We start from the raw sequence: 21,292 nt of genomic DNA on the forward strand, positions 1-21,292 counted from the left end.
CTCCCTTCTGTCCGCTCGACTTGCATGTATTAGGCACGCCGCCAGCGTTCGTCCTGAGCCAGGATCAAACTCTCCGAGGTATGCAGGATCCATATCACACATGCGTTGCTATACAATGTAGCGAACTTAGTATGTGATCCTTCCTGCCTCGTCAGCTTGACTGACTACCTATGATGTATCATAGGATTTTTTTATAAAAACTCGAATTAACAGGTACGTTTTGTCTTGTTTAGTTTTCAAAGATCATGTTCGTTGTCGCTCAGAGGCGACTTTTTCAATATAACATTTGAGCACCGCGTGCGTCAAGTGTTTTTTAGAATTTCTTTTTGTCAGCTTTTCTTTCAAAGCAACTCAGTTGCTCATTAGCGACGTTTAATAATATACCATCATAATATTCATGCGTCAATATCTTTTTTTATAAAATATCCTCGATGATAGATTTTTTGTCCCTTTGTCTCAATTGGCTCCACTTGAACAATTCCTTTTTCCACAAAGAAATCAATCATGACGCTAAGGTCAGGCGTGAAATGCTTGAGGTCAGGATGCGCAAGAAGCTCGCCAAAAAGCCAAATATCCTGCTGTTCCATGACATGACGCAAATGAGCGGCACCAATTTCTGCTTTTGAATGGATCAAAAAATCATTCGCTAAAAATAACAGTTCCAAACGCTTATGCAGGCTTTCGTGGCTTTCAATCAGTTCTGAATAAAGTTTATATACTTCCGGCTCCATATGACGCACTTGGTTCCAAACCGTCACTTCTGGGTGGAAGCCTTTATCAATCACTTCAATACGTGCCAGATGATGCAGGGCATGCACAATGGAATTATATGCATCAAGGAATTGATTTGACTCAAAAAATGCTTTTCCTTCTATATATCTGCGAATGAGTTTTCCATATTCTAAACCGATTTTGAGCTTACGGTTTGAAAACGGGAATGTACTCAGTTCATCAATCAAGTTGAAAATATATTCATTACGATCAAATAGGACTTTTCCATTCAAAATCCAATCAATGATTCGGCGGTTAGTGCCGAGGGTAATCCATTCCTTCAGCTGATCATCTGTGACAACATTTAAGGAAGCTGTTTGGTGATCGGATTCATAGTGTTTGATAAATAACGGCTCTTCCGCTTCTTTTACAATGACAAGAAGTGCTGCATCAAAGTTATCCGTCTCAGAAGATACTTTATGTCTTCTTTCTACTATAATCACAGCTAATGTGTCTGGATGGCTCGCTCGCTCTTGATAAATAGGACGGAGAAGATTTTCCATAGTGATTCCTCCAATACTTGGGTGTAAGGTTCTTCTCTAATGCTATTTATTTCTCCTCATAGAATCAAAATTCCTTCAATACATGAAAAAAGATCATTGAATCATTATAAGCAATTTATTCACAAAACTCTATAACTAATTCAAACAGAAAGGTAAAATGTGCTATATTGGAGATAAGGGGGGCTAGGGATGGCGAAATACTCCAGTAAGATTAATAAAATCAGAACATTTGCACTTAGTTTGGTTTTTGTCGGCTTTCTGATCATGTATATCGGTGTGTTCTTTAAGGAATCGATCTGGCTGTCGACTTTTTTTATGCTGCTTGGCGTCTTATCGATCGGATTAAGTACAGCCGTTTACTTTTGGATTGGCATGCTTTCTACGAAGGCGGTACGAGTCGTTTGTCCAAGCTGTGAAAAGGAAACAAAGGTGCTCGGACGAGTGGATATGTGCATGCATTGCAGAGAGCCGCTTACTCTCGATCCAGCATTAGAGGGTAAAGAGTTTGATGAATCCTACAATCGAAAAAAGTCATAAAAATAAGCTGACCATTCACCTGGTCAGCTTTTTCATTAATGATTTTCTTTTTTCGCACATTCTTGACAAGTTCCATAGATCTCCAAGCGATGATGACTGACTTTAAAGCCCGTCACATGGGATGCAAGCTGTTCAACTTCATCAAGGCCAGGATAGTGAAAGTCAACGATTTTCCCGCAATTTTCACAAATCGCATGGTAATGGTCAGATGTCGCAAAATCAAATCGGCTTGAGGAATCACCATACGTTAATTCCTTTACTAATCCAGATTCCCGGAAGACTCGTAAATTGTTGTAAACCGTTGCTACACTCATATTTGGAAATTTTCCTTCAAGTGCTTTATATATATCGTCCGCGGTTGGGTGAGTCATAGAATTTACGAGAAACTCCAAGATGGCATGGCGCTGCGGAGTAATTCGAACACCGGTTTCTTTTAAAGCATCTAAAGCGTCTTTTAGTTCGTGAGCAGCCATTTCATCATGCACCTCTCTTCAAAAATATTCTTATATTATAATCTTTATAAATAGTGTACCCCCAGAGTCGAAACTTTGTCAATTACAATCCTCTTTTTTACCTATTCTTCTTCACAAAAAAGACCGGCATGTCTGCCGATCTCATCCTGTGATGATATTAAGCGTGAGCTTTCAGTTCCTCAAGCGCTTCTTCTACGTGGTCTTTCACCTTGACTTTTCGCCATTCTTTCACAAGCGTTCCTTCTTTATTTATAAGAAACGTTGAACGTTCAATGCCCATGTATTCTTTGCCAAAGTTCTTTTTCAGCTTCCATACCCCAAAGGCTTCAGACAATTTCTGTTCATCGTCTACAAGAAGCAGGAACGGTAAATCATGTTTTTCTTTAAACTTTTGGTGCTTGTCCTGACTGTCTGGGCTTACGCCGATAATGACAGCATCTAATTCTGCAAAGCTTTGATGGCGATCGCGGAAATCACATGCTTCTGTTGTACAGCCTGGTGTCATATCTTTTGGATAGAAATAAAGGACAATATGTTTTCCTTTAAAGTCAGAAAGCTTTACTTTCTCCCCGTTGTCACCGGTTAATTCGATTTCAGGTACTTGCTGGCCTATTTCGATTGTCATGACTCAATCCCTCCAACCTATTTTTTAATTAGCCTATCCAATTTTGAAAGGATATTCAACTAAGGACGCTTGCATCGGCATGTTAAAATAATGATAGACGACGTGATACGTTGAGATAGGAGGCTATTTATGAAATTCACAGAATCAGAAAAATTACATCAAGAGGCGCTGGAGCATATCGTTGGAGGTGTCAACAGTCCCTCTCGTTCATATAAGGCAGTAGGCGGCGGTTCACCCGTGGCTATGGAAAGAGGAGAAGGCGCTTATTTTTGGGATGTTGATGGAAACCGCTATATCGATTACCTAGCAGCATACGGTCCAATTATTACAGGACATGCCCACCCGCATATTACAAAAGCCATCACGAAAGCGGCTGAAACGGGTGTCCTTTACGGAACACCGACGAAGCATGAAGTCACGTTTGCGAAGATGCTGAAGGAAGCGATGCCTGCTTTAGATAAAGTTCGTTTTGTCAATTCAGGTACGGAAGCTGTGATGACTACGATTCGTGTAGCTCGCGCTTATACAGGCAGAACAAAGATCATTAAATTTGCCGGGTGCTACCACGGTCACTCTGATCTTGTGCTAGTGGCAGCTGGCTCTGGCCCTTCCACTTTAGGAACGCCTGATTCAGCGGGCGTACCAAAAAGCATCGCCAACGAAGTCATTACCGTTCCATTTAATGATATTGACAGCTACAAAGAAGCATTAGATCGCTGGGGCGATGAGGTAGCGGCTGTCCTTGTTGAGCCGATTGTCGGCAACTTTGGGATTGTGGAGCCTAAGGATGGTTTCTTGCAGCAGGTCAATGACCTCACTCATGAAAAAGGCGCACTGGTGATCTATGATGAAGTGATTACAGCTTTCCGCTTTATGTACGGCGGTGCACAGGACTTGCTTCAAGTAAAACCTGACCTCACTGCATTAGGTAAAATTATTGGCGGCGGTCTTCCAATCGGCGCTTACGGCGGAAAAAAAGAAATTATGGAGCAAGTCGCCCCGCTTGGACCAGCCTATCAAGCTGGCACGATGGCAGGAAATCCTGCGTCCATTCTTTCTGGTATTGCATGCTTGGAAGTGTTAAAAGAAGACGGAGTCTACGAGCGTCTTGATCAGCTTGGCGCTATGTTAGAAGAAGGAATTTTAGCCCATGCCAAAAAACATCAAGTAGATATTACAGTGAATCGCTTAAAAGGTGCTCTCACGATTTATTTTACAAAAGAAACGATTGTGAACTACGAGCAGGCTGAAAATACGGATGGCGAGATGTTCGCACGCTTCTTCAAATTGATGCTCACGCAAGGTATTAACCTTGCTCCTTCTAAATATGAAGCTTGGTTCTTAACCATCGCACATACTGAAAAAGATATTTCTGAGACGTTACAAGCGGTAGATCATGCGTTTGAACAGCTGAAAATATCATAATGGAGACAAAAACAGACGTAAATCCATGCGTCTGTTTTTTTATTAATCAGCTCATGATTGTCAAAAGCGAGTGAATCTGTTACATTTTTTCTCAATACCTTCTTTTGATGTTTTCATGAACTTTCAAAAATCACTTGAATATTTCGGAAGACCGCTGTATATTACTTAGTTGTTTCATCAAAATATTTATAATAAATGACGAGTGATCATCTATTATCAAAAAGAAAGGAATGCAGGGACAAAACCAATGAAACTTGGAGCCCGTATTTTAAAAACTGGTATCGCCATTGTACTCGCGCTTTACCTGGCAACATGGCTTGGGTTGCCAACGCCCGTCTTCGCGGGAATTGCAGCTGTATTTGCTATCCAGCCATCTATTTATCGATCATTTTTAACGATCGTTGATCAAGTGCAAGCCAATATTATTGGAGCAGCACTTGCCATTATGTTCGGTCTGCTTTTCGGCACAGGACCAGTCATTATCGGCTTAACCGCCGTCATGGTCATCGCCATTAATTTAAAGCTGAAGATTGAACACACGATTCCGATTGCACTTGTAACTGTCATCGCGATTTTAGAAAGTGCAGGGGATCATTTCCTTTCCTTTGCCTTAATTCGAACAGCTACTGTGGTGTTAGGGGTACTTTCTTCATTTTTAGTGAATTTAATCTTCCTGCCGCCAAAGTATGAAACAAAGCTGGTTCATCACATTATGGAAAATACGGAGGAGATTTTAAAATGGATCCGTCTGAGCTCCAGACAGTCTACTGATCATTCCACTTTAAAGGATGACATCGATCAAATAAAAGAACGTATGATCAAATTAGATCATATTTACTTGTTATACAAAGAGGAACGAAGCTATTTAAAGAAAACCACGTATGTCAAATCAAGAAAGCTGGTTTTGTTCAGACAGGCAATTATGACGTCTAATCGAGCTCTGTACTTGCTGAAAAAGCTTCATAAATTAGAAAATGAAATTCATTTGATGCCAGAGCATTTCAGGGAAAGCTTAACTGATGAGATTGATTATTTACTGTATTGGCATGAGCGCACCTTGATGAAGTTTGTCGGAAAAATGAAGCCGCAGGACGATGATTTTCAAAATGAATGCTCTCTTCGTCTTGAAACATTAACGAAATCATTTATTCAGCATCAGCAAAACCAAGAAAACGACTTGCTCGATTACAATATGCTGAATGTGATGTCCAGCATCATCGAATACCGTGATGAATTGGAACATTTAGATACATTGATTACAAGCTTCCAGACGTATCACCCAAAAGATAGTGAAATTGAGACAGAAGAAAAAGAAGCATAAACAGAAAAGACCGATTCCCGAGAATCGGCCTTAGATTGTTGACAAAGGGCTAAAATGATCTTCATTTTAACCCTTTGTCTTCTTTTTTCAGCGTAGCCTGAAAACCCTTGAATTCTAGGAAGGACGAGCACCGAAGCACAGACCTGACAAAGAATAAGAGGGTTTGCCTACAAGCTGAGGCCGATTCTTAGATTCGGTCTTATTTTATTTTCTTCATTTTAGGATCAAGTGTATCTCTTAATCCATCTCCCATCAGATTAAAGCCAAGAACCGTCAGCATGATAGCTATCCCTGGGAAGAATAAAGTCCATGGGGCTTGAATGAGATAAGGCCTTGCATCGGCTAGCATTTTTCCCCACTCCGGACTTGGCGCCTGTGCACCCAGTCCTAAAAAACCTAAAGCTGCCGCTTCAATAATTGCCGTTCCGATCGCAAGCGTCGCCTGTACGATGACCGGCACCATACTATTTGGCAGGATGTGCCGCAGGACGATGCGGCGGTGTGACATCCCAACTGCCTTTGCTGCTAGCACATATTCTTCTTGTTTAATACTCAGCACCTTTGATCGAACCAGCCTTCCAAAGGTCGGGACGTTAATAATCGCTATGGCAATAAGGGCATTTTGTAAGGAAGGACCTAAGATGGAGACGATGGCAATCGCTAATAGAATGCTAGGAAAGGCGAGTAAAATATCAAATAGTCTCGAGATCACAGCATCCAGCACCCTTCCGCCATAACCGGCCATCAATCCAAGCAATGTGCCTAAAATGACTGACCCGAGAACCGAGAAGAAACCAACCCATAAGGAAATCCGCGCTCCATGTACAACTCTTGAAAATATATCTCTGCCGAAATCATCTGTACCAAACCAGTGCGCAGCTGAAGGTGCACTAAACCGCTCACCGAGTGATTGTTCATTGATTCCATAAGGAGCAATGAGCGGTGCGAAGATCGCTAGGATGAGAAATAAAAAGACAATCACACTGCCAATGACCGCAAGCTTGTGCTGAAAAAACTGCTTCATCGATTCAAGAATCAGTGATTGAGAGCGTTCTTTTTTTGGCTTAGGTGCTTGAAGCTCCTTTTGCGCTTCCATGTTGTCACTCTCCCTTCTCTAATATTTAATCCTTGGATCAATAACTGCATACAATATGTCCACGATGAAATTGATCAGGACAAATATGAGCGCAACAACGAGAATACCTGTTTGAATGACTGGGTAATCACGATAGCTGATCGCATCGTATATATACCGCCCAATTCCTGGCCAAGCAAAAATCGTTTCTGTTAAAATGGCCCCGCCAAGCAAGAGACCTGTCTGAAGACCGATAATCGTCAAAATCGGAATGAGCGCATTTTTCAGCCCATGCTGATAAATAATGAAAAACGAACGTACCCCTTTTGCTTTTGCTGTTCGAATATAATCTGAATGGAGCACTTCCAGCATACTTGCCCTCGTAATCCTCGCAATAATCGCAGCAGGGATTGTTGCGAGTGCTGTACTTGGTAAAATCAAATGCTTGATGCTATCAGTGAATTGATCAAACCGGCCTTGCAAAAGCGTGTCCAGTGTATGAATATAAGTGATTGACTCCACTGGATTCCTCACATTTTCTCGGCCCGTTGTCGGCAAAATGCCTAATTCGATCGAGAATAACCACTGCCCCATTAAGCCTAACCAGAAAATCGGCATGGACACACCAATGAGAGCAATAAACATCGCGACATAATCAAAGAAAGAATGCTTAAACCAAGCACTAATGATTCCAGCATTCACTCCCACAAAAATCGCCAGCACCATCGCAAAAAATGTTAGTTCTAACGTCGCAAATAAGTAAGGCTTCATTTCCTGGGCAATAGCTGCTCCTGTTCGAATGGAAGTCCCTAAATCACCTTTTAAAAGGCCCAGCATGTAATGGCCGTATTGAACGTACCACGGCTGATTCAAACCAAGCTGGATGGTTAATTGCTCTACTGCTTCTTTTGTTGCCCGCTGCCCTAAGATGACCTGTGCTGGATTCCCCGGTATAAACCGAATAATCGAAAACACGACCAATGTCATTCCGATCAGTACTGGGATGAGCATTCCTGCTCGTTTCATACAATAAGCAAACAAACAGCTTTCACCGCCTTTTGATTTGTTTGAATAAGGGGGATAAAATTCTCCCCCTTATTTGCTTATTCGAAATACACGTCAGTCAAAGCTTCTGAACCAGTTGGGTGCGGCTGGTATCCTTTTAAATCACTAGTTGCTGCGAGCATTGGAATTGAATGCACCAATGGAATCCAAGGCGCTTCGTCATGAATGATCTCTTGAGCTTTTTTATACAGTTCATTTCGTTTCTTTTGATCTGTGTCTGTTTGCGCTTCAATTAAAATGTCATGCATTTTATCATTTTGAAAGAATGTATAGTTGTTGCCGCCAATGCTGTCTTCATCCAGTAGTGTATAAATGAAGTTATCAGGATCGCCATTGTCTCCTGTCCAGCCTAACAAAAACACATCTGCTTCCCCTTTACTTGCCTTATCTAAATAGGTCGCCCAGTCATATGTCACAATTTCTGCTTTGACGCCGACCTTTTCAAAGTTTGACTGAATGACCTCTGCTACCTTCATCCCATCAGGCATATACGGACGCGGAACAGGCATTGCCCAAAGCTTGATGCGAAAGCCGTCAGGGAAGCCTGCCTCTTTCAATAGCTCTTTCGCTTTTTCTGGGTCATATGGATATGGCTCTATGTCGTCATTGTAGCCTTCTAAAGAGGGAGGAAGCGGATTTTTCGCTGGTTCAGCAAGTCCGCCATAAAATGACTCAATGATGGATTCTTTATCGACCGCATAATTGAGCGCCTGACGAACCAGCTTGTTATCAAGCGGCTTTCTCGTCACTGTCAGTCCGATATAGCCTACATTCATCGATGGTCTTTCAATGAGCTGGAGGGCTTTGTCCTTTTTAATGCCATCTAAATCAGACGGATTCACGCCATCCATTAAATCGATTTCGCCTGTTTTCAGCGCATTTAAACGGGCAGAGTTTTCAGGAATGGAGCGGAAGATGATTTGATTCAGCTTTGGTTTATCCTTCTGCCAGTAATCTTCGTTCTTTTCTAAGACAATGCGGTCGTTTTGCTTCCACTCTTTAAACTTAAATGGTCCTGTACCAACTGGATTTTCACGAAATGAATTGCCGCTTTTTTCGACAGCCGCAGGACTTGCGATCCCGAATGGAGACATGGCAATGTTTTTCAGAAACGTTGCCTGCGGGCGCTTTAGTTGAAATTCAACCTCATGCTCACCTTTGACGATGATGTCCTTAATGACATGTCCCTTATCTTTTTTATAGCCGCCAAACATGCCGTAGTAAGGAAATTTTTCTGCATCGCCATTCATCCAGCGGTCAAAGTTGAATTTGACTGCTTCTGCGTTAAAGTCTGTGCCATCGTGAAATTTCACATCTTCTCTTAAGTAGAACGTGTAGGATTTCCCGTCCTTTGCAACATCCCATTCCGTAGCTAGGCCAGGATGGATGGTCGTGTCTTTCTCGCCGTAATTCAGAAGCTTTTCAAACAAATTCTCTGTGACCTTGAAGGTTTCACCTTCTGTCGTTGTAATCGGATCAAGTGAAGTGGAGTCTCCTCCTCTGCCGAATACGAGGGTGTCTTTTGTTGCCTTTTCTTCTGATGTTGGTGCAGACGAACAGCCTCCTAAAAATAGCGCAAGTGCCAGCACAAAAATGAAACTACTGAATAACCATGTCTTCTTCATTGTGTTCCTCCTTTTGATATAAATAGCAGGCAGCTGCGTGGCCAGTTTCCTCCTCATACAAAGTAGGAACAGCTTGCAGGCAGTGCGCCCACCTTTTCGGACACCTTTTGTAGAAAGGACACCCGCCTTCTTCCGCCAAAGTCGACTCTTCTGCTTCCACATCATGCGTCTCTAGCACGTGATCCATATGTGGAATGGATTTCAGAAGCAGCGAAGTGTAGGGATGGAGCGGCTTGTGAAATACGTCTTCCGCAGGACCCATCTCCACAATGCGGCCAGCATACATCACAGCAATTCGGTCGCTCATATACTTGACAACGCCGAGATCATGAGAAATAAACAGATACGTAAGAGAAAGCGTCTTTTGCAATTCGAGCATCAAATTCAGAATTTGTGCTTGAACGGATACATCTAACGCCGAAACGGGTTCATCGGCAATCACAAGGCTTGGATGGGTGATGAGTGCTCTAGCGATCCCAATACGCTGCCTCTGTCCGCCGCTGAATTGATGCGCATAGCGGTCTCCATAGGACGGATCAAACCCAACAATGTGCAGCATCTCCTTTACCCGCTTTTGCCTTTCTGCTTTCTTCCCGTGTTGATGAACGATGAGCGGTTCCTCTAAAATATCTTTGATTTTCATTCGTGGATTTAAGGAAGCGTATGGATCCTGAAAGATCATTTGAATGTCTTTTCTTAAGGAACGCATGTCTCGTTCTTTCAGAATTGTCACTTCTTGCCCTTTCAGTTGAATAGAGCCTGAAGTCGGTTCAGTCAATCTCATTAAGCTTTTGCCAAGCGTTGATTTTCCGCAGCCTGATTCGCCAACAATGCCAAGCGTTTCCCCTTCCTTCAAATGAAAGGACACTTGATTTAACGCCAAGGTCGTGTGTTTATTTTTAGAAAAAAAAGCTGATGTCTCATAACGTTTTGTCAGCTGATTCACTTGCAAGAGTGGGTGACTCAGTGTCTTCTCCTCCTTCCATTAGAAAACATGCCACGCGATGATTGTGTTCAATGGATTGTAAGGCTGGGTCGTTTTCTAGACATTGCGGCATTTGATATGGACAGCGTGGTGCAAATTGACAGCCGGACTGGATGGCCCCGGGCTTTGGTACATGACCTGCAATAGAGATGAGTTTTTCTTTTTTCTCTTTAAATGATGGAACAGAGGCGAAAAGGCCTTTTGTGTAGGGATGCAGAGGTTTTTGAAAAATACGGTCAACGGTTCCTTCTTCTACGATTCGACCGGCATACATAATCATGACACGCTGGCATATTTGCCGCACGACGCCTAGATCGTGGGTAATAAATAAAATAGCGGTGTTCATCTCTTCGTTTAACTTTTTGAGCAAACGAAGAATTCGTGCTTGGATGGTGACATCAAGTGCAGTCGTCGGTTCATCTGCAATCATGAGTTTTGGGTGACAAAGCATGGCCATCGCAATCATCACACGCTGGCGCATGCCGCCCGATAATTCATGTGGGTATTTTTTAAGTAACGATTCTGCTTGTTTCAATCCAACTGTCTGAAGCAAATCAACAGCCTTCGCTTTTGCTTCTTTTTGGCCGATTGCTTGATGTGTGAAAAGAGCTTCTGTCATTTGCTTGCCAATGGTCATTAATGGATTCAGAGAGGTCATTGGCTCCTGGAAAATCATCGAAATGTCATTTCCCCTCACCTCTCGCCACTGTTTCTCCGAAAGTGACAGCAGGTTTTGACCTTCGAATTGAATCTCACCCGTTGTTTCTGTTTGCTGATTCAGCCCCATTAATGACATCGATGTGATACTTTTCCCGCAGCCAGATTCGCCAACAATGCCTAAGGTTTCTCCTTTTTGAATCGAGAACGATATGTGATGGACGATCGGCACTCTCTGCTTTTTTTGCTGAAACGCAATGGATAGCTGTTTGACATCTAGCAACACCTCTTGTTCTTTCACATGTTCACCACCCCGTCATACTTTTTAAAATTGTATTGAGACAAGCTGGGAAATATGTCATGTTTTTGACAAGCATAAAAAAGCCTATCCGCTAGATTCGGATAGGCTTCTACTAATTTAATGTTTGAATGGTAAATAGATGGCGATAGTGGCTGTCTCGGTTCATTAATTCTTCGTGTGTTCCTTTTTCCACAATCTCACCTTGTTCCATGACGACAATTTGATCGGCATGGGTAATGGTCGATAAGCGATGCGCGACAATAAAGGTTGTGCGGTCCTTCGCTAGCTTTTGCATCGCTTCTTGAATATAATGCTCACTTTCTAAATCAAGTGCAGACGTCGCTTCGTCTAAAATGAGGAGCGGCGGATTTTTGAGAAATACCCTCGCAATCGAAATCCGTTGTTTTTGACCGCCTGACAGCTTCACGCCTCGTTCTCCTACCTTCGTGTCATACCCTTCAGGAAGAGACATAATAAAATCATGGGCATTTGCCGCTTTGGCAGCCGATACGATGTTCTCAAAGGACGCTTCCGGGTCACCAACAGCAATGTTTTCTTTAATCGTGTCGCTGAATAAGAACGTATCTTGCAGCACCATTCCGACTTGATTTCGGAGGCTTCTTGCTTTGTACTCTTTAATATCGATGCCGTCAATTTCAAGTGACCCGTTTGTGACATCATAAAATCTTGGAATTAAGCTGACGAGCGTTGACTTCCCTCCACCGCTCATTCCTACAAGCGCAATCGTTTGTCCTTTTTCTACTTTTAAGGAGATATTATGTAAAATCTCTTCCTGTGTATGTTCATAGCGAAACGACACATTTTTAAATTCTACCTCTCCTTTTAAATCGTTGGCTTCTTTTGCATTTGGCCGATCTGTTACCTCATACGGCTCATCGATAAACTCAAAAATACGATCCATAGACGCAACCGACTGGGTTAAAGTCGTCGATGAGTTAATGAGACGGCGAATCGGGTTGTACATCCGGTCAATGTAGCCGACAAAGGCAATCATTGTCCCAATCGAAAGCGATCCATTAATCACGGTGTAGCCAGCAAATGCAATGATGAGTAGCGGTGCAATGTCAGTGATGGTATTGACGACTGCAAATGTTTTGGCATTCCAATTCGTGTGATTGATCGCTTTGTTTAAGAAATTCTTGTTTTCACCGTGAAAATTCTCTTGTTCATACTCTTCAATCGCAAAGCTGCGAATAACAGGCATTCCTTGTACTCGTTCATGGAGATGCCCCTGCACCTCCGCCAGCGCCTGTGACCGCTCTTTTGTCAGCTTGCGAAGCCGTCCATAAAAATACTTCACAGCTATCGCATAAAGTGGAAAAATAATGACAGATACGATGGTGAGCTTGATATCCAGTGTACACATAATGGCAATGACAATAAGGACGGTCATCAAATCCAGCCAAATGTTCATCAGGCCTGTAATGACAAATTCCTTCGTTTGCTCCACATCGTTGATCACCCTTGAAATGATTTCGCCTGTTCTCGTGTTGGCATAATAACGAAGGCTTAGCTTTTGAATGTGCGAGAACAGCTTTTCCCGAATATCAAACAATACCTTACTGCCTGTCCACTGTGCATAATATTGTCTGTAGTATTCGACAGGCGGCCTCATCACTAAAAATAATACGAGCATGATTCCCATCATGATGAGTAGAGATGATGTCTTTTCCTCAGCCGACCCCGAGCCTTGGATGACATCATCAATGACATACTTTAAGAGCAAAGGCAAGGTTAAGGGTATCGAGAACTTGATCATTCCGATGACCATCGTCAATGCAATCTGTTTTTTATACGGTGTTACAAAAGCCATGTAGCGTTTAATGACCCCCATGTAAATCTCCTTCCCAATCTATCAGTGCCTCTTATCCGTACGCAGTCAAAAACCTGTTAGCCTATAAAGCCAAACAGGTTTTTGCTGATCTTGCTTATTTTGTATAATGTAAAAAACGTTCATACCACATATCCACAAATTCAGGAGCAAACGGACCTTTCCGCTGGTGAATCCAATGCAGTAATGTATTCAGATGCTCTCTTAAGATACTATCGATTTCTTTTGGATAATTCATCTGCCTCTTATGGTCTGCATATTCATCTTCATCCAAAATATTGTACGTCATGTCTGGAAAGACTTTGACATCTAAATCGTAATCAATATACTTAATTGCCTCTTCGTCTGTCGCAAAAGGAGAGCTAATGTTGCAGTAATAATATACCCCATCATCTCTAAGCATCCCAATTACATTAAACCATTGTTTTGCATGAAAATAGCAAATAGCCGGTTCTCTCGTCATCCATGTACGGCCATCGGATTCAGTCACCATTGTACGGTCGTTTGCACCAATGATACACAATTCCGTTGCTTTCAGAATGGTGGTTTCATTCCAAATCCTGTGGATCAAGCCATTATGTTTATAGCTTTGAATTTGGATGGTTTCTCCTTCCTTGGGATAGCCCATATTTTCTCCCCTACTTTCTATAACAAACAAACCTAACAGTCCAAAGACCTAATTTCCCAACTAAACATGTCTCTATTATATTATACCGTTACATAGTTAAAAAATGAAATGAAAAAGCCATTCAACCCAATTGAACGGCACACTCTCTTACATCACGGTTGAACTCTTCTCCATTTGCTTATATGAATTGATGACCTGTTCTGTCTGTTTTGTAAATAAAGTTTGGACTTTTTGCAGTTCTTCTCGTTTCTGTTTGATTTGGTCATGAAGCCTATGCCGCTCTTCTTTTTTTTCATCTTGCAGCAATCGTTTTTCTGTTTCTAAGCACATGTCGAGTTCCCCTTGTACATCGAGCAGCTGATCCATGAGCTGCATTTGCTTTCTTACAAGCTGATCGAAATCAGACATCTAACTCCTCCCTTTTCACTCAAATCCATTTTTTGTATCTATACCATTTCTTGAAAGGTTGAAGAAGTCCTTTGACTGTTTATGTAGAGGTTTTACAGGTTTTGTCGGATGGTGGTGACAGGCAAAAAGAAAAGCACTTCATTCGTAGATGAAGTGCTTCCCTCTGTTTCAGTGATTAGCTGTTTTGTTGTTTGTTTTGCTCAGCTTTTTGGTTGTATTTTTTTACTTGCTGTGCGTCAGTCTCGCTAGCAAATTCAGTACCATATTGACCTTGAGCAGCAGCTTGGTTTTGTTTTTTCACTTGTTGTGCGTTTGTTTTGTTTTGTTGTTTATCCATCATTATCACCTCCACGCACATTAATTTGTGCAGAAGGTGTACATCCTATTCATGATTTTTTTAAACAAGCAAAGAACGTCCGCCATCCACAATAATCGTCTGTCCTCTAATCATGTCTGCCTTGCCTGATACAAGGAACTCCACGCTGTCGACCATGTCTTTAATTTCCACCATCCGGCCAGCAGGGGTGTTTTTCTTCGCGTCTTCTAAAAGCTCTTCTCGGTTCGGGAAGTGCTTGAGTGCATCTGTGTCGATCGCGCCGCCAGATACGGCATTCACGACAATATTTTTTTGTGACAGCTCAACAGAAAGGTAACGCGTTAAAGCTTCTAGTGCTGCTTTTGATACACCGACCACTGTGTAATTTTCAAGGTAGCGGATGGAGCCTAGTGAGCTAATGCTGACGATATGTCCGCCGCCGTTTTTCTCCATTAATTTTGCCGCTTCTTGTCCGCAGAATAACAAGGCTTTCGCATTGATATTCATTGTCCAGTCCCAATGGTTTTCTTCAAGGTCCATGATTGGGCGCTGTACGCCAGATGCCGCATTGTTGACAAATACATCTAAACGGCCAAATGTTTCATCGATTTGCTGAAACATGTCTTTGATTTTCTCAGGCTGGCCTACATTGGCTTTAACGACCAATGTTTTCACGCCCATCGCTTCAATTTCTTCCGCTGTTTCAAGCGCAGCTTTTTTGCTTCTTGCATAGTTAATGACAATGTCATATCCTTTTTCAGCTAGGCGAAGGGCAACTTCTTTACCGACACCTCTGCTGCTGCCTGTAATTAATGCACATTTACGTTGACTCATTATGGTTCATCTCCTGATTTGAATAGTTTTCGTCCATTCGCTTCACACTAATAGGAAAGTTCCTATTAGGAGGTTACATTCATGTATGTCGGACGCGATTTAAGCCAGCTTGGCATGATGTCCAAGGATCAATGGAAAGATACTGAGCTTGCTTACTTTCATCATGCTTTCCAACAAATTTTACCTTATTTAAACGAAGAAGGGCAATCTAAGTATCGAGAAATCATTTCTGAAATCGAAAACCGCGGGGGTCTGCACCGGAATGAAGCCGATTATACCCACGGTACAACGGTTAAATACGACTAGGCTGCTCGAGTGCCATCTTCCATATTTTTTGATGTGAGACCGGCAAAGCATACGCCTCAAACTCTTCTGTTGTGACTTTTTTAAGCTCAGTGTCATCAGATACAGAGGTCACACGTCCAAAGAAAACAGAAATATTCCAGATGAGGTGGGTAAATACGTGCTGAATGGTGCCTTCTAAATCACCAAGCTCCGCTTGTACACCTGCCTCTTCTTTTAGAAATTCAAGCAGCTGCTCTTTTTCCGTTTTTCTTCCCTTCACGGTTTCCAAGTTAGGGAATTCCCATAAATTCGCAAGGAGGCCTGTACTTGGCCGCTTATGAATATATAGGTGACCTGCATCATCAAATAAAACCGCTGCTGCCATTGATTTGGCAGTGGGCTTTTTCTTTTTGCTTTTCACTGGGAGCTCATGCTGAACACCTTCCTCGAGTGCCGAGCAATGCATGTTCACAGGGCAAATGAGACATGCAGGGGATGTTGGGGTGCAAATGAGCGCACCTAGCTCCATCAGCCCTTGATTGAATTCAGACGGCTTTTCCCGGGAAATGAGCTGATCGACAGCAAATTCGAACGTGTTTCTCGTTTTTGGTTTTGCAATGTCATCCCATATCGATAAGATCCGGGAAATGACCCTCATGACGTTGCCATCTACAGCAGGGTACGGCTTGTTATAGGCGATACTCAGTACTGCGCCGCTCGTATATGGGCCTACACCTTTGAGCTTTGAAAATTGCTCTTTCGTATCAGGGACGACACCACCGTAGGATTCATATACTTCTTTCACAGCTGCCTGCAAATTACGAACTCTTGAGTAGTAGCCAAGACCTTCCCATGCTTTCATGACCTTTTCTTCATCGGCTAAAGCGAGATCTTTGACAGTCGGAAATTGCTCCATAAACCGGTTGAAGTACGGAATGACCGTATCCACTCTCGTTTGCTGGAGCATCACTTCTGATACCCAGACCCGGTATGGATCTTGATTTTCACGCCATGGCAGTGTCCGTTGTTCTTTTTCATACCAATCAATTAAATCATGCTGAAAACCCGCAATATCTTTGCGGTCCAGCTTTTCTTGAATGTCTTTCATCTTTATACTCCTTCTCATTGAACCAAGGGCTAACGTTCTGAAAAGAACCTTATTTGTTGTATACTGTTTGTAGATACGTTAACATGTTACATTAAATTAGGACAAAGCAAAAGTGATTTTGCACATAGTCTTGAATGAAGACGTATACTTTGTATGATTGTTCCTAAGCATGACAACTAGGAGGTAATCAATTGGATACTGGTACTCATGTAGTAATGGGCATTTCTCTTGGGGGACTTGCACTTTTAGATCCAGCCGTCAGCGCAGATCCACAAATGGCACATGCCGTGATGATCGCGACCATTGCCGGCTCCCAAGCACCAGACATTGATACTGTGCTAAAACTAAAAAATAATGCGGTTTATATAAGAAATCACCGAGGATTTACTCACTCCATTCCGGCTGTACTGTTCTGGTCGTTGCTGATTCCGGCTGTGCTTTTCCCATTTGTGCCGGGGGCGAATTTACTTCACCTTTGGTTATGGACTCTGTTAGCCGTCGTGCTACATGTGTTTGTCGATATTTTCAATGCATACGGCACGCAGGCCATTCGTCCATTTTCGAAGAAGTGGGTAGCACTTGGGATCATTAACACCTTTGATCCGTTTATCTTTTTTACACACCTTGTCGCCATTGTCATCTGGGCCATTGGCGGACATCCCGGCTATACGTTCATCACGCTGTATGCCGTGATTTTCTGTTACTATATCGTTAGGGTCATCATGCAGCTTCAGATTAAACGTCAGCTGTGTGCACGATTTGATGAAATTGAAGAAATTATCATCTCGCCTACAATGAAGTTCAGACAATGGCGCATTGCAGTCAAATGCAAATCCTCTTTCCATGTCGGTCGAAGCATGAATGGAGAGATTGTCATTTTAGACACCTTTAACCGTGTGCCGGTCCCTGATACAGAAATTATGAAAATTGCTAAGCAAGATGAAAACATTTCAGCCTTTCTCTCCTTCTCCCCTGTCTACAGGTGGGAAGTGGATAAATACAAGGATCATTATGAAGTGCGGTTCATTGATTTGCGCTACCGCAGCAAAGGTCACTATCCTTTTGTCGCGATCTGCCATATCGACATGGATCATCAAATCAAAAACTCCTATACCGGCTGGATTTTCAGTGAAGAAAAACTGCAAAAAAAATTAAGACTCGGCTCTGTGTGAGCGAGTCTTTTTTTGTGTTGTGATTGTGAAGGGGTGTTGTACGGGAGGAAAAAGTAAAGTGTTTTTGATTAATGATTCAGGTGGAGTGCGGCAGGTTTCAAAACGCAATTGAGCAGCTACAAGAAATTTCAATACACGCACTCATATAGAATGCGACTTTATTGGTGATGCTGAAAAGTTGCAATTAACTATTATTTCAATACACGCACTCACATAGAGTGCGACTTTATTGGTGATGCTGAAAAGTTGCAATTAACTATTATTTCAATACACGCACTCACATAGAGTGCGACTGCGATTTCCGCCCTAATTGTAACATTTTTTAGGGAATGATTGTAAAAATCCTCAAACTTCAATATAGAATTTTGTTTTCTCTTTCATGAAATATACATTTTTCTCATTTTTGTCGAATAAAAAGGTGCGAATGCCCCGGGGATTTTATGTTCACCTCACATTCGCACCATCAGTTCCTCTTATAACTTCGTCATATATTCCACAATAAACTCCCAAAATCCAGGTCCCTCTTGGTAAATCAGCCGGTCTATTTTTTCGATAAGTTTGATATAGAGTTCTTGTTCGAGGTCTTCTCTTTCTTGATATGCCGTGTTTTGTAGTTTCTTTTTGATCATGGGTGTGAAGGTTTCAATGAGTTCTTCCATTTCTCCATTGGTCATTTTGTCTTCGTGCACGGACATCTCCCCCTGTTTCTTCTTTTAGTTTGTTGAGTGCCTTTTTGTGAATGTTTGAGATGTTTTGTCTTGATTCGCCCAGCCGGTCGGCTATTTCCTTCATCGTTTGGCCTTCGACATAGATTTGAGTTAAGACCATTTTTTGTTTGTCTGTGAGCTGCTGATAGGCCTTGTACAATGTTTGATCTTGCAGGTGCTCCCCTAAGTCTTGTTGGTTGAAGAGCACAGCTTCATACGTATCTGTTTGAACAGGGTCTTTCACTTCTTGTTGATCAGGATGATCGAGTATGAGCGGAAAACGCTGCTGCTTTTTTTTGACTCGTTTGTCAAAGTCGACTGAAAAGATGCGGATCATTGTGGAAATATACTTGATGATGCGGATTTTTTGATAAAACTGCTTGAACTCGGAATCTAGCTTTTTCGCATTCTCCTCGTTTGGCTCTTCCATGACTTGCCTGAGCAGCTGCTGATTTTTAGGATTGCTTAAAAACTGCTGAATAAGCGGGTGATCAATGATTTCCTTCCATTTCGCTTTCAATAACAGCCGATAATCCATGTGCATCCTCCCCTTTGTTTCCTCTATTTGAATTAAGTGGACAAAAGTTAAAAAAAGTAAACTTCATGAAACGGGTCTAATGGTTCATTTTCTCCCGCTTTGCTTTCCTTTTTCTTCTTTCAGACCACCTATATAAGAGACGAGCATCAGCTGGGAGGTGAGACAAATGGAGAACCTTTTTTCAGAGGAATGGCTGAAGCAGCTCGGTCAGGCTGGCTTCCCCGCCATTTTGACGGTTTACTTGCTGACACGCTTTGAACGAAAGTTTGATGAATTAAGCAAGCTCATCCAACGATTAGTCGCTGCTCAAAAAAATGATGAATCAGATTGACATCTGCTTGATTGGTTTCACCTTATGAAAACGAGGGCGAAATGAAAGGCCTTTTGTCACCTCACACAATACGATGTTGAAAGGAGATTTTATCATGAGTGAAAAGCAAAATGGTGTACCACAGCCGATCCGAGGAGAAAAAGGAGCAACGGTCAAAATTCCACGTAATCTCGAGCGGGACAGACAAAACCCAGATATGCTCACGCCGCCGGAAACAGATCATGGAACGGTCTCCAACATGAAATATTCTTTTTCTGATACGCACAACCGTTTAGAAAAAGGCGGCTATGCCCGCGAGGTAACAGTCCGCGAACTACCGATCTCTAAAAGCCTTGCATCTGTCAATATGCGGCTAAAGCCTGGTGCGATTCGCGAGCTGCACTGGCATAAGGAAGCGGAATGGGCGTACATGATTTATGGGGAAGCCCGGATTACATCGGTTGATGCAGAGGGGCGCAATTTTACAGAGGATGTAACAGAGGGTGATTTGTGGTACTTCCCTTCTGGCCTGCCGCACTCTATCCAAGCACTTGAACCGGGAGCTGAATTTTTGCTTGTGTTTGATGACGGGTCTTTCTCAGAAAATAGTACCTTCCAAGTGACCGATTGGCTTGCTCATACGCCAGAAGAAGTCGTGCTCAAGAACTTCGGACTGACAAAGGAACAGTTTAACAAGCTGCCAGAGAAAGAGAAGTATATATTCCAAAAAGGTCTGCCTGGCTCCCTTGAAAGTGACAAGGTGAAAACAGAGCAAGGAGAAGTCCCTCATTCCTTTAAATATGAGCTGTTAAAACAAGAGCCGATTACTTCAAGCGGCGGACAGGTCTGGATCGCAGACTCAACCAATTTCAAAGCATCTAAAACGATTGCGTCCGCTCTTGTCAAAGTCGATCCTGGTGCCATTCGTGAGCTGCACTGGCATCCAAATACGGATGAATGGCAATATTTCATTTCTGGAAAAGCACGAATGACGGTATTTGCTTCTGACGGACATGCAAGAACCTTCAACTATCAGGCGGGAGACGTGGGATATGTACCATTTGCGATGGGGCATTATGTAGAAAATACTGGGGACGAACCGCTTTATTTCTTAGAAATCTTCAAGAGCGATCATTATGCAGACATTTCACTCAATCAGTGGCTTGCGGTCACACCGAAACAGCTGGTGCTAGACCATTTAGATCAAGGCGAAGACTTCTTAACATTGCTTTCTACAGAAAAACATCCTGTCATCGCTGCACCTAAAAAAGAGGATTAACGCATACTTCCTGCAAAAAGGCCTGTCCTTTTTGCAGGTATTTCATGTAAAGGAGTGATTGTTTACATATGCAGCAATCTGTTCACGCTTTATGGCAAGGGCTGAAATGGCTCATGGCAGCCTCTGCTGTCTGTTACATATTTTTGTTGTTTTGTGTGCTGTTCTTTCATTTGACGGGTGCTTTTTATCAATCGATTTTATCGATGCTGCTGTTTATGGGCATCTATGTCGTGCTTGGGATATCTTTTGAACATGTGGAACATGTGCTCGTGCGGTTTGTCAAAAAGTGCCGGTCCAAAAAACGATCGATCGTTTTTTATGCCATTTCACTTCATCTTTTGTTTATTTGGGGAGCCGTCTATTTATCAGACGAATTGGTGGGCGGCATTTGGCTTTCTACCTCTGAGGAAATTCTCTTTGCTCTAAGCCTTTGTTTGTTTCATTTTTTGTTTGATTATGCTACGTTTCCGTTTGAGAAAGAAGCTTCGTGAC

General features: G+C 42.5%; 23 protein-coding genes, 1 rRNA gene and 1 pseudogene. 8 read left to right on the top strand and 17 right to left on the bottom strand.

Annotated elements, in window-relative coordinates; genetic code table 11:
• A 16S ribosomal RNA gene (locus R0K30_RS13760) occupies window positions 1-80 on the bottom strand; the annotation flags it as partial.
• Window positions 81-395: 315 nt separating this feature from the next.
• Window positions 396-1,274 carry a nucleotidyltransferase-like protein gene (locus R0K30_RS13765; RefSeq protein WP_099727586.1) on the bottom strand — a complete coding sequence of 293 codons (879 nt, stop codon included), beginning with the start codon at window positions 1,272-1,274 and terminating at the stop codon, window positions 396-398.
• A 189-nt stretch (window positions 1,275-1,463) separates the two neighbouring features.
• Here R0K30_RS13765 and R0K30_RS13770 point away from each other — a divergent pair, with 189 nt between their 5' ends.
• Window positions 1,464-1,811, top strand: a complete 348-nt coding sequence (locus tag R0K30_RS13770; protein ID WP_034323008.1) for a YgzB family protein — start codon at window positions 1,464-1,466, stop codon at window positions 1,809-1,811.
• Window positions 1,812-1,846: 35 nt separating this feature from the next.
• Here R0K30_RS13770 and perR read toward each other — a convergent pair whose 3' ends face one another.
• Window positions 1,847-2,284: a peroxide-responsive transcriptional repressor PerR gene (gene perR, locus R0K30_RS13775; protein ID WP_012009347.1), complete on the bottom strand. Its 438-nt coding sequence runs from the start codon at window positions 2,282-2,284 to the stop codon at window positions 1,847-1,849.
• 157 nt (window positions 2,285-2,441) lie between these two features.
• Window positions 2,442-2,909 carry a thioredoxin-dependent thiol peroxidase gene (gene bcp, locus R0K30_RS13780; protein WP_034664955.1) on the bottom strand — a complete coding sequence of 156 codons (468 nt, stop codon included), beginning with the start codon at window positions 2,907-2,909 and terminating at the stop codon, window positions 2,442-2,444.
• Between the two features lie 129 nt (window positions 2,910-3,038).
• Here bcp and R0K30_RS13785 point away from each other — a divergent pair, with 129 nt between their 5' ends.
• Together R0K30_RS13785 and R0K30_RS13790 are read left to right on the top strand one after the other, a co-directional pair.
• Window positions 3,039-4,334 (top strand): glutamate-1-semialdehyde 2,1-aminomutase, encoded by a 1,296-nt coding sequence (locus tag R0K30_RS13785; protein ID WP_099727588.1) that lies wholly within the window; start codon window positions 3,039-3,041, stop codon window positions 4,332-4,334.
• A gap of 247 nt (window positions 4,335-4,581) precedes the next feature.
• Window positions 4,582-5,655, top strand: coding sequence for an FUSC family protein (locus R0K30_RS13790; RefSeq protein ID WP_099727589.1), 1,074 nt, complete (start codon window positions 4,582-4,584; stop codon window positions 5,653-5,655).
• A 199-nt stretch (window positions 5,656-5,854) separates the two neighbouring features.
• Here R0K30_RS13790 and R0K30_RS13795 read toward each other — a convergent pair whose 3' ends face one another.
• The 10 genes and pseudogenes from R0K30_RS13795 to fabL form a co-directional block, all read right to left on the bottom strand.
• On the bottom strand, window positions 5,855-6,751 hold the full coding sequence (locus R0K30_RS13795; protein WP_099727590.1) for an ABC transporter permease: 897 nt from the start codon (window positions 6,749-6,751) through the stop codon (window positions 5,855-5,857).
• An 18-nt stretch (window positions 6,752-6,769) separates the two neighbouring features.
• Window positions 6,770-7,771 carry an ABC transporter permease gene (locus tag R0K30_RS13800; RefSeq protein WP_230031584.1) on the bottom strand — a complete coding sequence of 334 codons (1,002 nt, stop codon included), beginning with the start codon at window positions 7,769-7,771 and terminating at the stop codon, window positions 6,770-6,772.
• 62 nt (window positions 7,772-7,833) lie between these two features.
• Window positions 7,834-9,420, bottom strand: coding sequence for an ABC transporter substrate-binding protein (locus tag R0K30_RS13805; protein WP_249705313.1), 1,587 nt, complete (start codon window positions 9,418-9,420; stop codon window positions 7,834-7,836).
• A complete protein-coding gene (locus R0K30_RS13810; RefSeq protein WP_230031582.1) occupies window positions 9,395-10,372 on the bottom strand; it encodes an ABC transporter ATP-binding protein in 978 nt (325 codons plus the stop codon). The genes R0K30_RS13805 and R0K30_RS13810 overlap by 26 nt, the downstream gene beginning before the upstream one ends.
• Window positions 10,341-11,363 (bottom strand): ABC transporter ATP-binding protein, encoded by a 1,023-nt coding sequence (locus tag R0K30_RS13815; RefSeq protein WP_410611266.1) that lies wholly within the window; start codon window positions 11,361-11,363, stop codon window positions 10,341-10,343. Before R0K30_RS13815 ends, R0K30_RS13810 begins: the two co-directional genes overlap by 32 nt.
• A gap of 112 nt (window positions 11,364-11,475) precedes the next feature.
• A complete protein-coding gene (locus R0K30_RS13820; protein ID WP_099727595.1) occupies window positions 11,476-13,218 on the bottom strand; it encodes an ABC transporter ATP-binding protein in 1,743 nt (580 codons plus the stop codon).
• A 94-nt stretch (window positions 13,219-13,312) separates the two neighbouring features.
• Window positions 13,313-13,843: a nucleoside tri-diphosphate phosphatase gene (ntdP, locus tag R0K30_RS13825; RefSeq protein ID WP_012009337.1), complete on the bottom strand. Its 531-nt coding sequence runs from the start codon at window positions 13,841-13,843 to the stop codon at window positions 13,313-13,315.
• 147 nt (window positions 13,844-13,990) lie between these two features.
• On the bottom strand, window positions 13,991-14,251 hold the full coding sequence (locus tag R0K30_RS13830; RefSeq protein ID WP_099727596.1) for a YgaB family protein: 261 nt from the start codon (window positions 14,249-14,251) through the stop codon (window positions 13,991-13,993).
• Between the two features lie 175 nt (window positions 14,252-14,426).
• Window positions 14,427-14,573: pseudogene (locus R0K30_RS13835) on the bottom strand (gamma-type small acid-soluble spore protein); the annotation flags it as partial.
• Window positions 14,574-14,648: 75 nt separating this feature from the next.
• Entirely contained in the window at window positions 14,649-15,401 is a 753-nt protein-coding gene (fabL, locus tag R0K30_RS13840) for an enoyl-[acyl-carrier-protein] reductase FabL (RefSeq protein WP_024425211.1), read from the bottom strand.
• 81 nt (window positions 15,402-15,482) lie between these two features.
• On the opposite strand from fabL, the gene R0K30_RS13845 reads away from it, so the two are divergent.
• Entirely contained in the window at window positions 15,483-15,707 is a 225-nt protein-coding gene (locus R0K30_RS13845) for a hypothetical protein (RefSeq protein ID WP_044139672.1), read from the top strand.
• Here the strand turns inward: R0K30_RS13845 and mutY are convergent.
• Window positions 15,694-16,794 (bottom strand): A/G-specific adenine glycosylase, encoded by a 1,101-nt coding sequence (mutY, locus tag R0K30_RS13850; protein WP_099727598.1) that lies wholly within the window; start codon window positions 16,792-16,794, stop codon window positions 15,694-15,696. The two genes, R0K30_RS13845 and mutY, sit on opposite strands and share 14 nt — an antisense overlap.
• Window positions 16,795-16,985: 191 nt before the next feature.
• Here mutY and R0K30_RS13855 point away from each other — a divergent pair, with 191 nt between their 5' ends.
• Window positions 16,986-17,966 carry a metal-dependent hydrolase gene (locus R0K30_RS13855; protein ID WP_410611270.1) on the top strand — a complete coding sequence of 327 codons (981 nt, stop codon included), beginning with the start codon at window positions 16,986-16,988 and terminating at the stop codon, window positions 17,964-17,966.
• A gap of 473 nt (window positions 17,967-18,439) precedes the next feature.
• On the opposite strand, the gene rsoA is transcribed toward R0K30_RS13855, so the two are convergent.
• Together rsoA and R0K30_RS13865 are read right to left on the bottom strand one after the other, a co-directional pair.
• Window positions 18,440-18,661 (bottom strand): sigma-O factor regulator RsoA, encoded by a 222-nt coding sequence (gene rsoA / locus R0K30_RS13860; RefSeq protein WP_029707333.1) that lies wholly within the window; start codon window positions 18,659-18,661, stop codon window positions 18,440-18,442.
• A complete protein-coding gene (locus R0K30_RS13865; RefSeq protein WP_410611272.1) occupies window positions 18,609-19,211 on the bottom strand; it encodes a sigma-70 family RNA polymerase sigma factor in 603 nt (200 codons plus the stop codon). The genes rsoA and R0K30_RS13865 overlap by 53 nt, the downstream gene beginning before the upstream one ends.
• A 166-nt stretch (window positions 19,212-19,377) precedes the next feature.
• Between R0K30_RS13865 and R0K30_RS13870 the strand changes: the two genes are divergently transcribed.
• The 3 genes from R0K30_RS13870 (at window position 19,378) to R0K30_RS13880 (ending at window position 21,291) form a co-directional block, all read left to right on the top strand.
• Window positions 19,378-19,542 carry a YvrJ family protein gene (locus tag R0K30_RS13870; RefSeq protein ID WP_230031580.1) on the top strand — a complete coding sequence of 55 codons (165 nt, stop codon included), beginning with the start codon at window positions 19,378-19,380 and terminating at the stop codon, window positions 19,540-19,542.
• Window positions 19,543-19,636: 94 nt separating this feature from the next.
• Entirely contained in the window at window positions 19,637-20,800 is a 1,164-nt protein-coding gene (locus R0K30_RS13875) for an oxalate decarboxylase family bicupin (protein ID WP_256499421.1), read from the top strand.
• A 68-nt stretch (window positions 20,801-20,868) separates the two neighbouring features.
• Window positions 20,869-21,291: a regulatory YrvL family protein gene (locus R0K30_RS13880; protein ID WP_099727603.1), complete on the top strand. Its 423-nt coding sequence runs from the start codon at window positions 20,869-20,871 to the stop codon at window positions 21,289-21,291.
• Window position 21,292: the final 1 nt, after the last annotated feature.

It is taken from the genome of Bacillus sp. SIMBA_154, from assembly GCF_046536015.1.
Classification (GTDB): domain Bacteria; phylum Bacillota; class Bacilli; order Bacillales; family Bacillaceae; genus Bacillus; species Bacillus pumilus_P.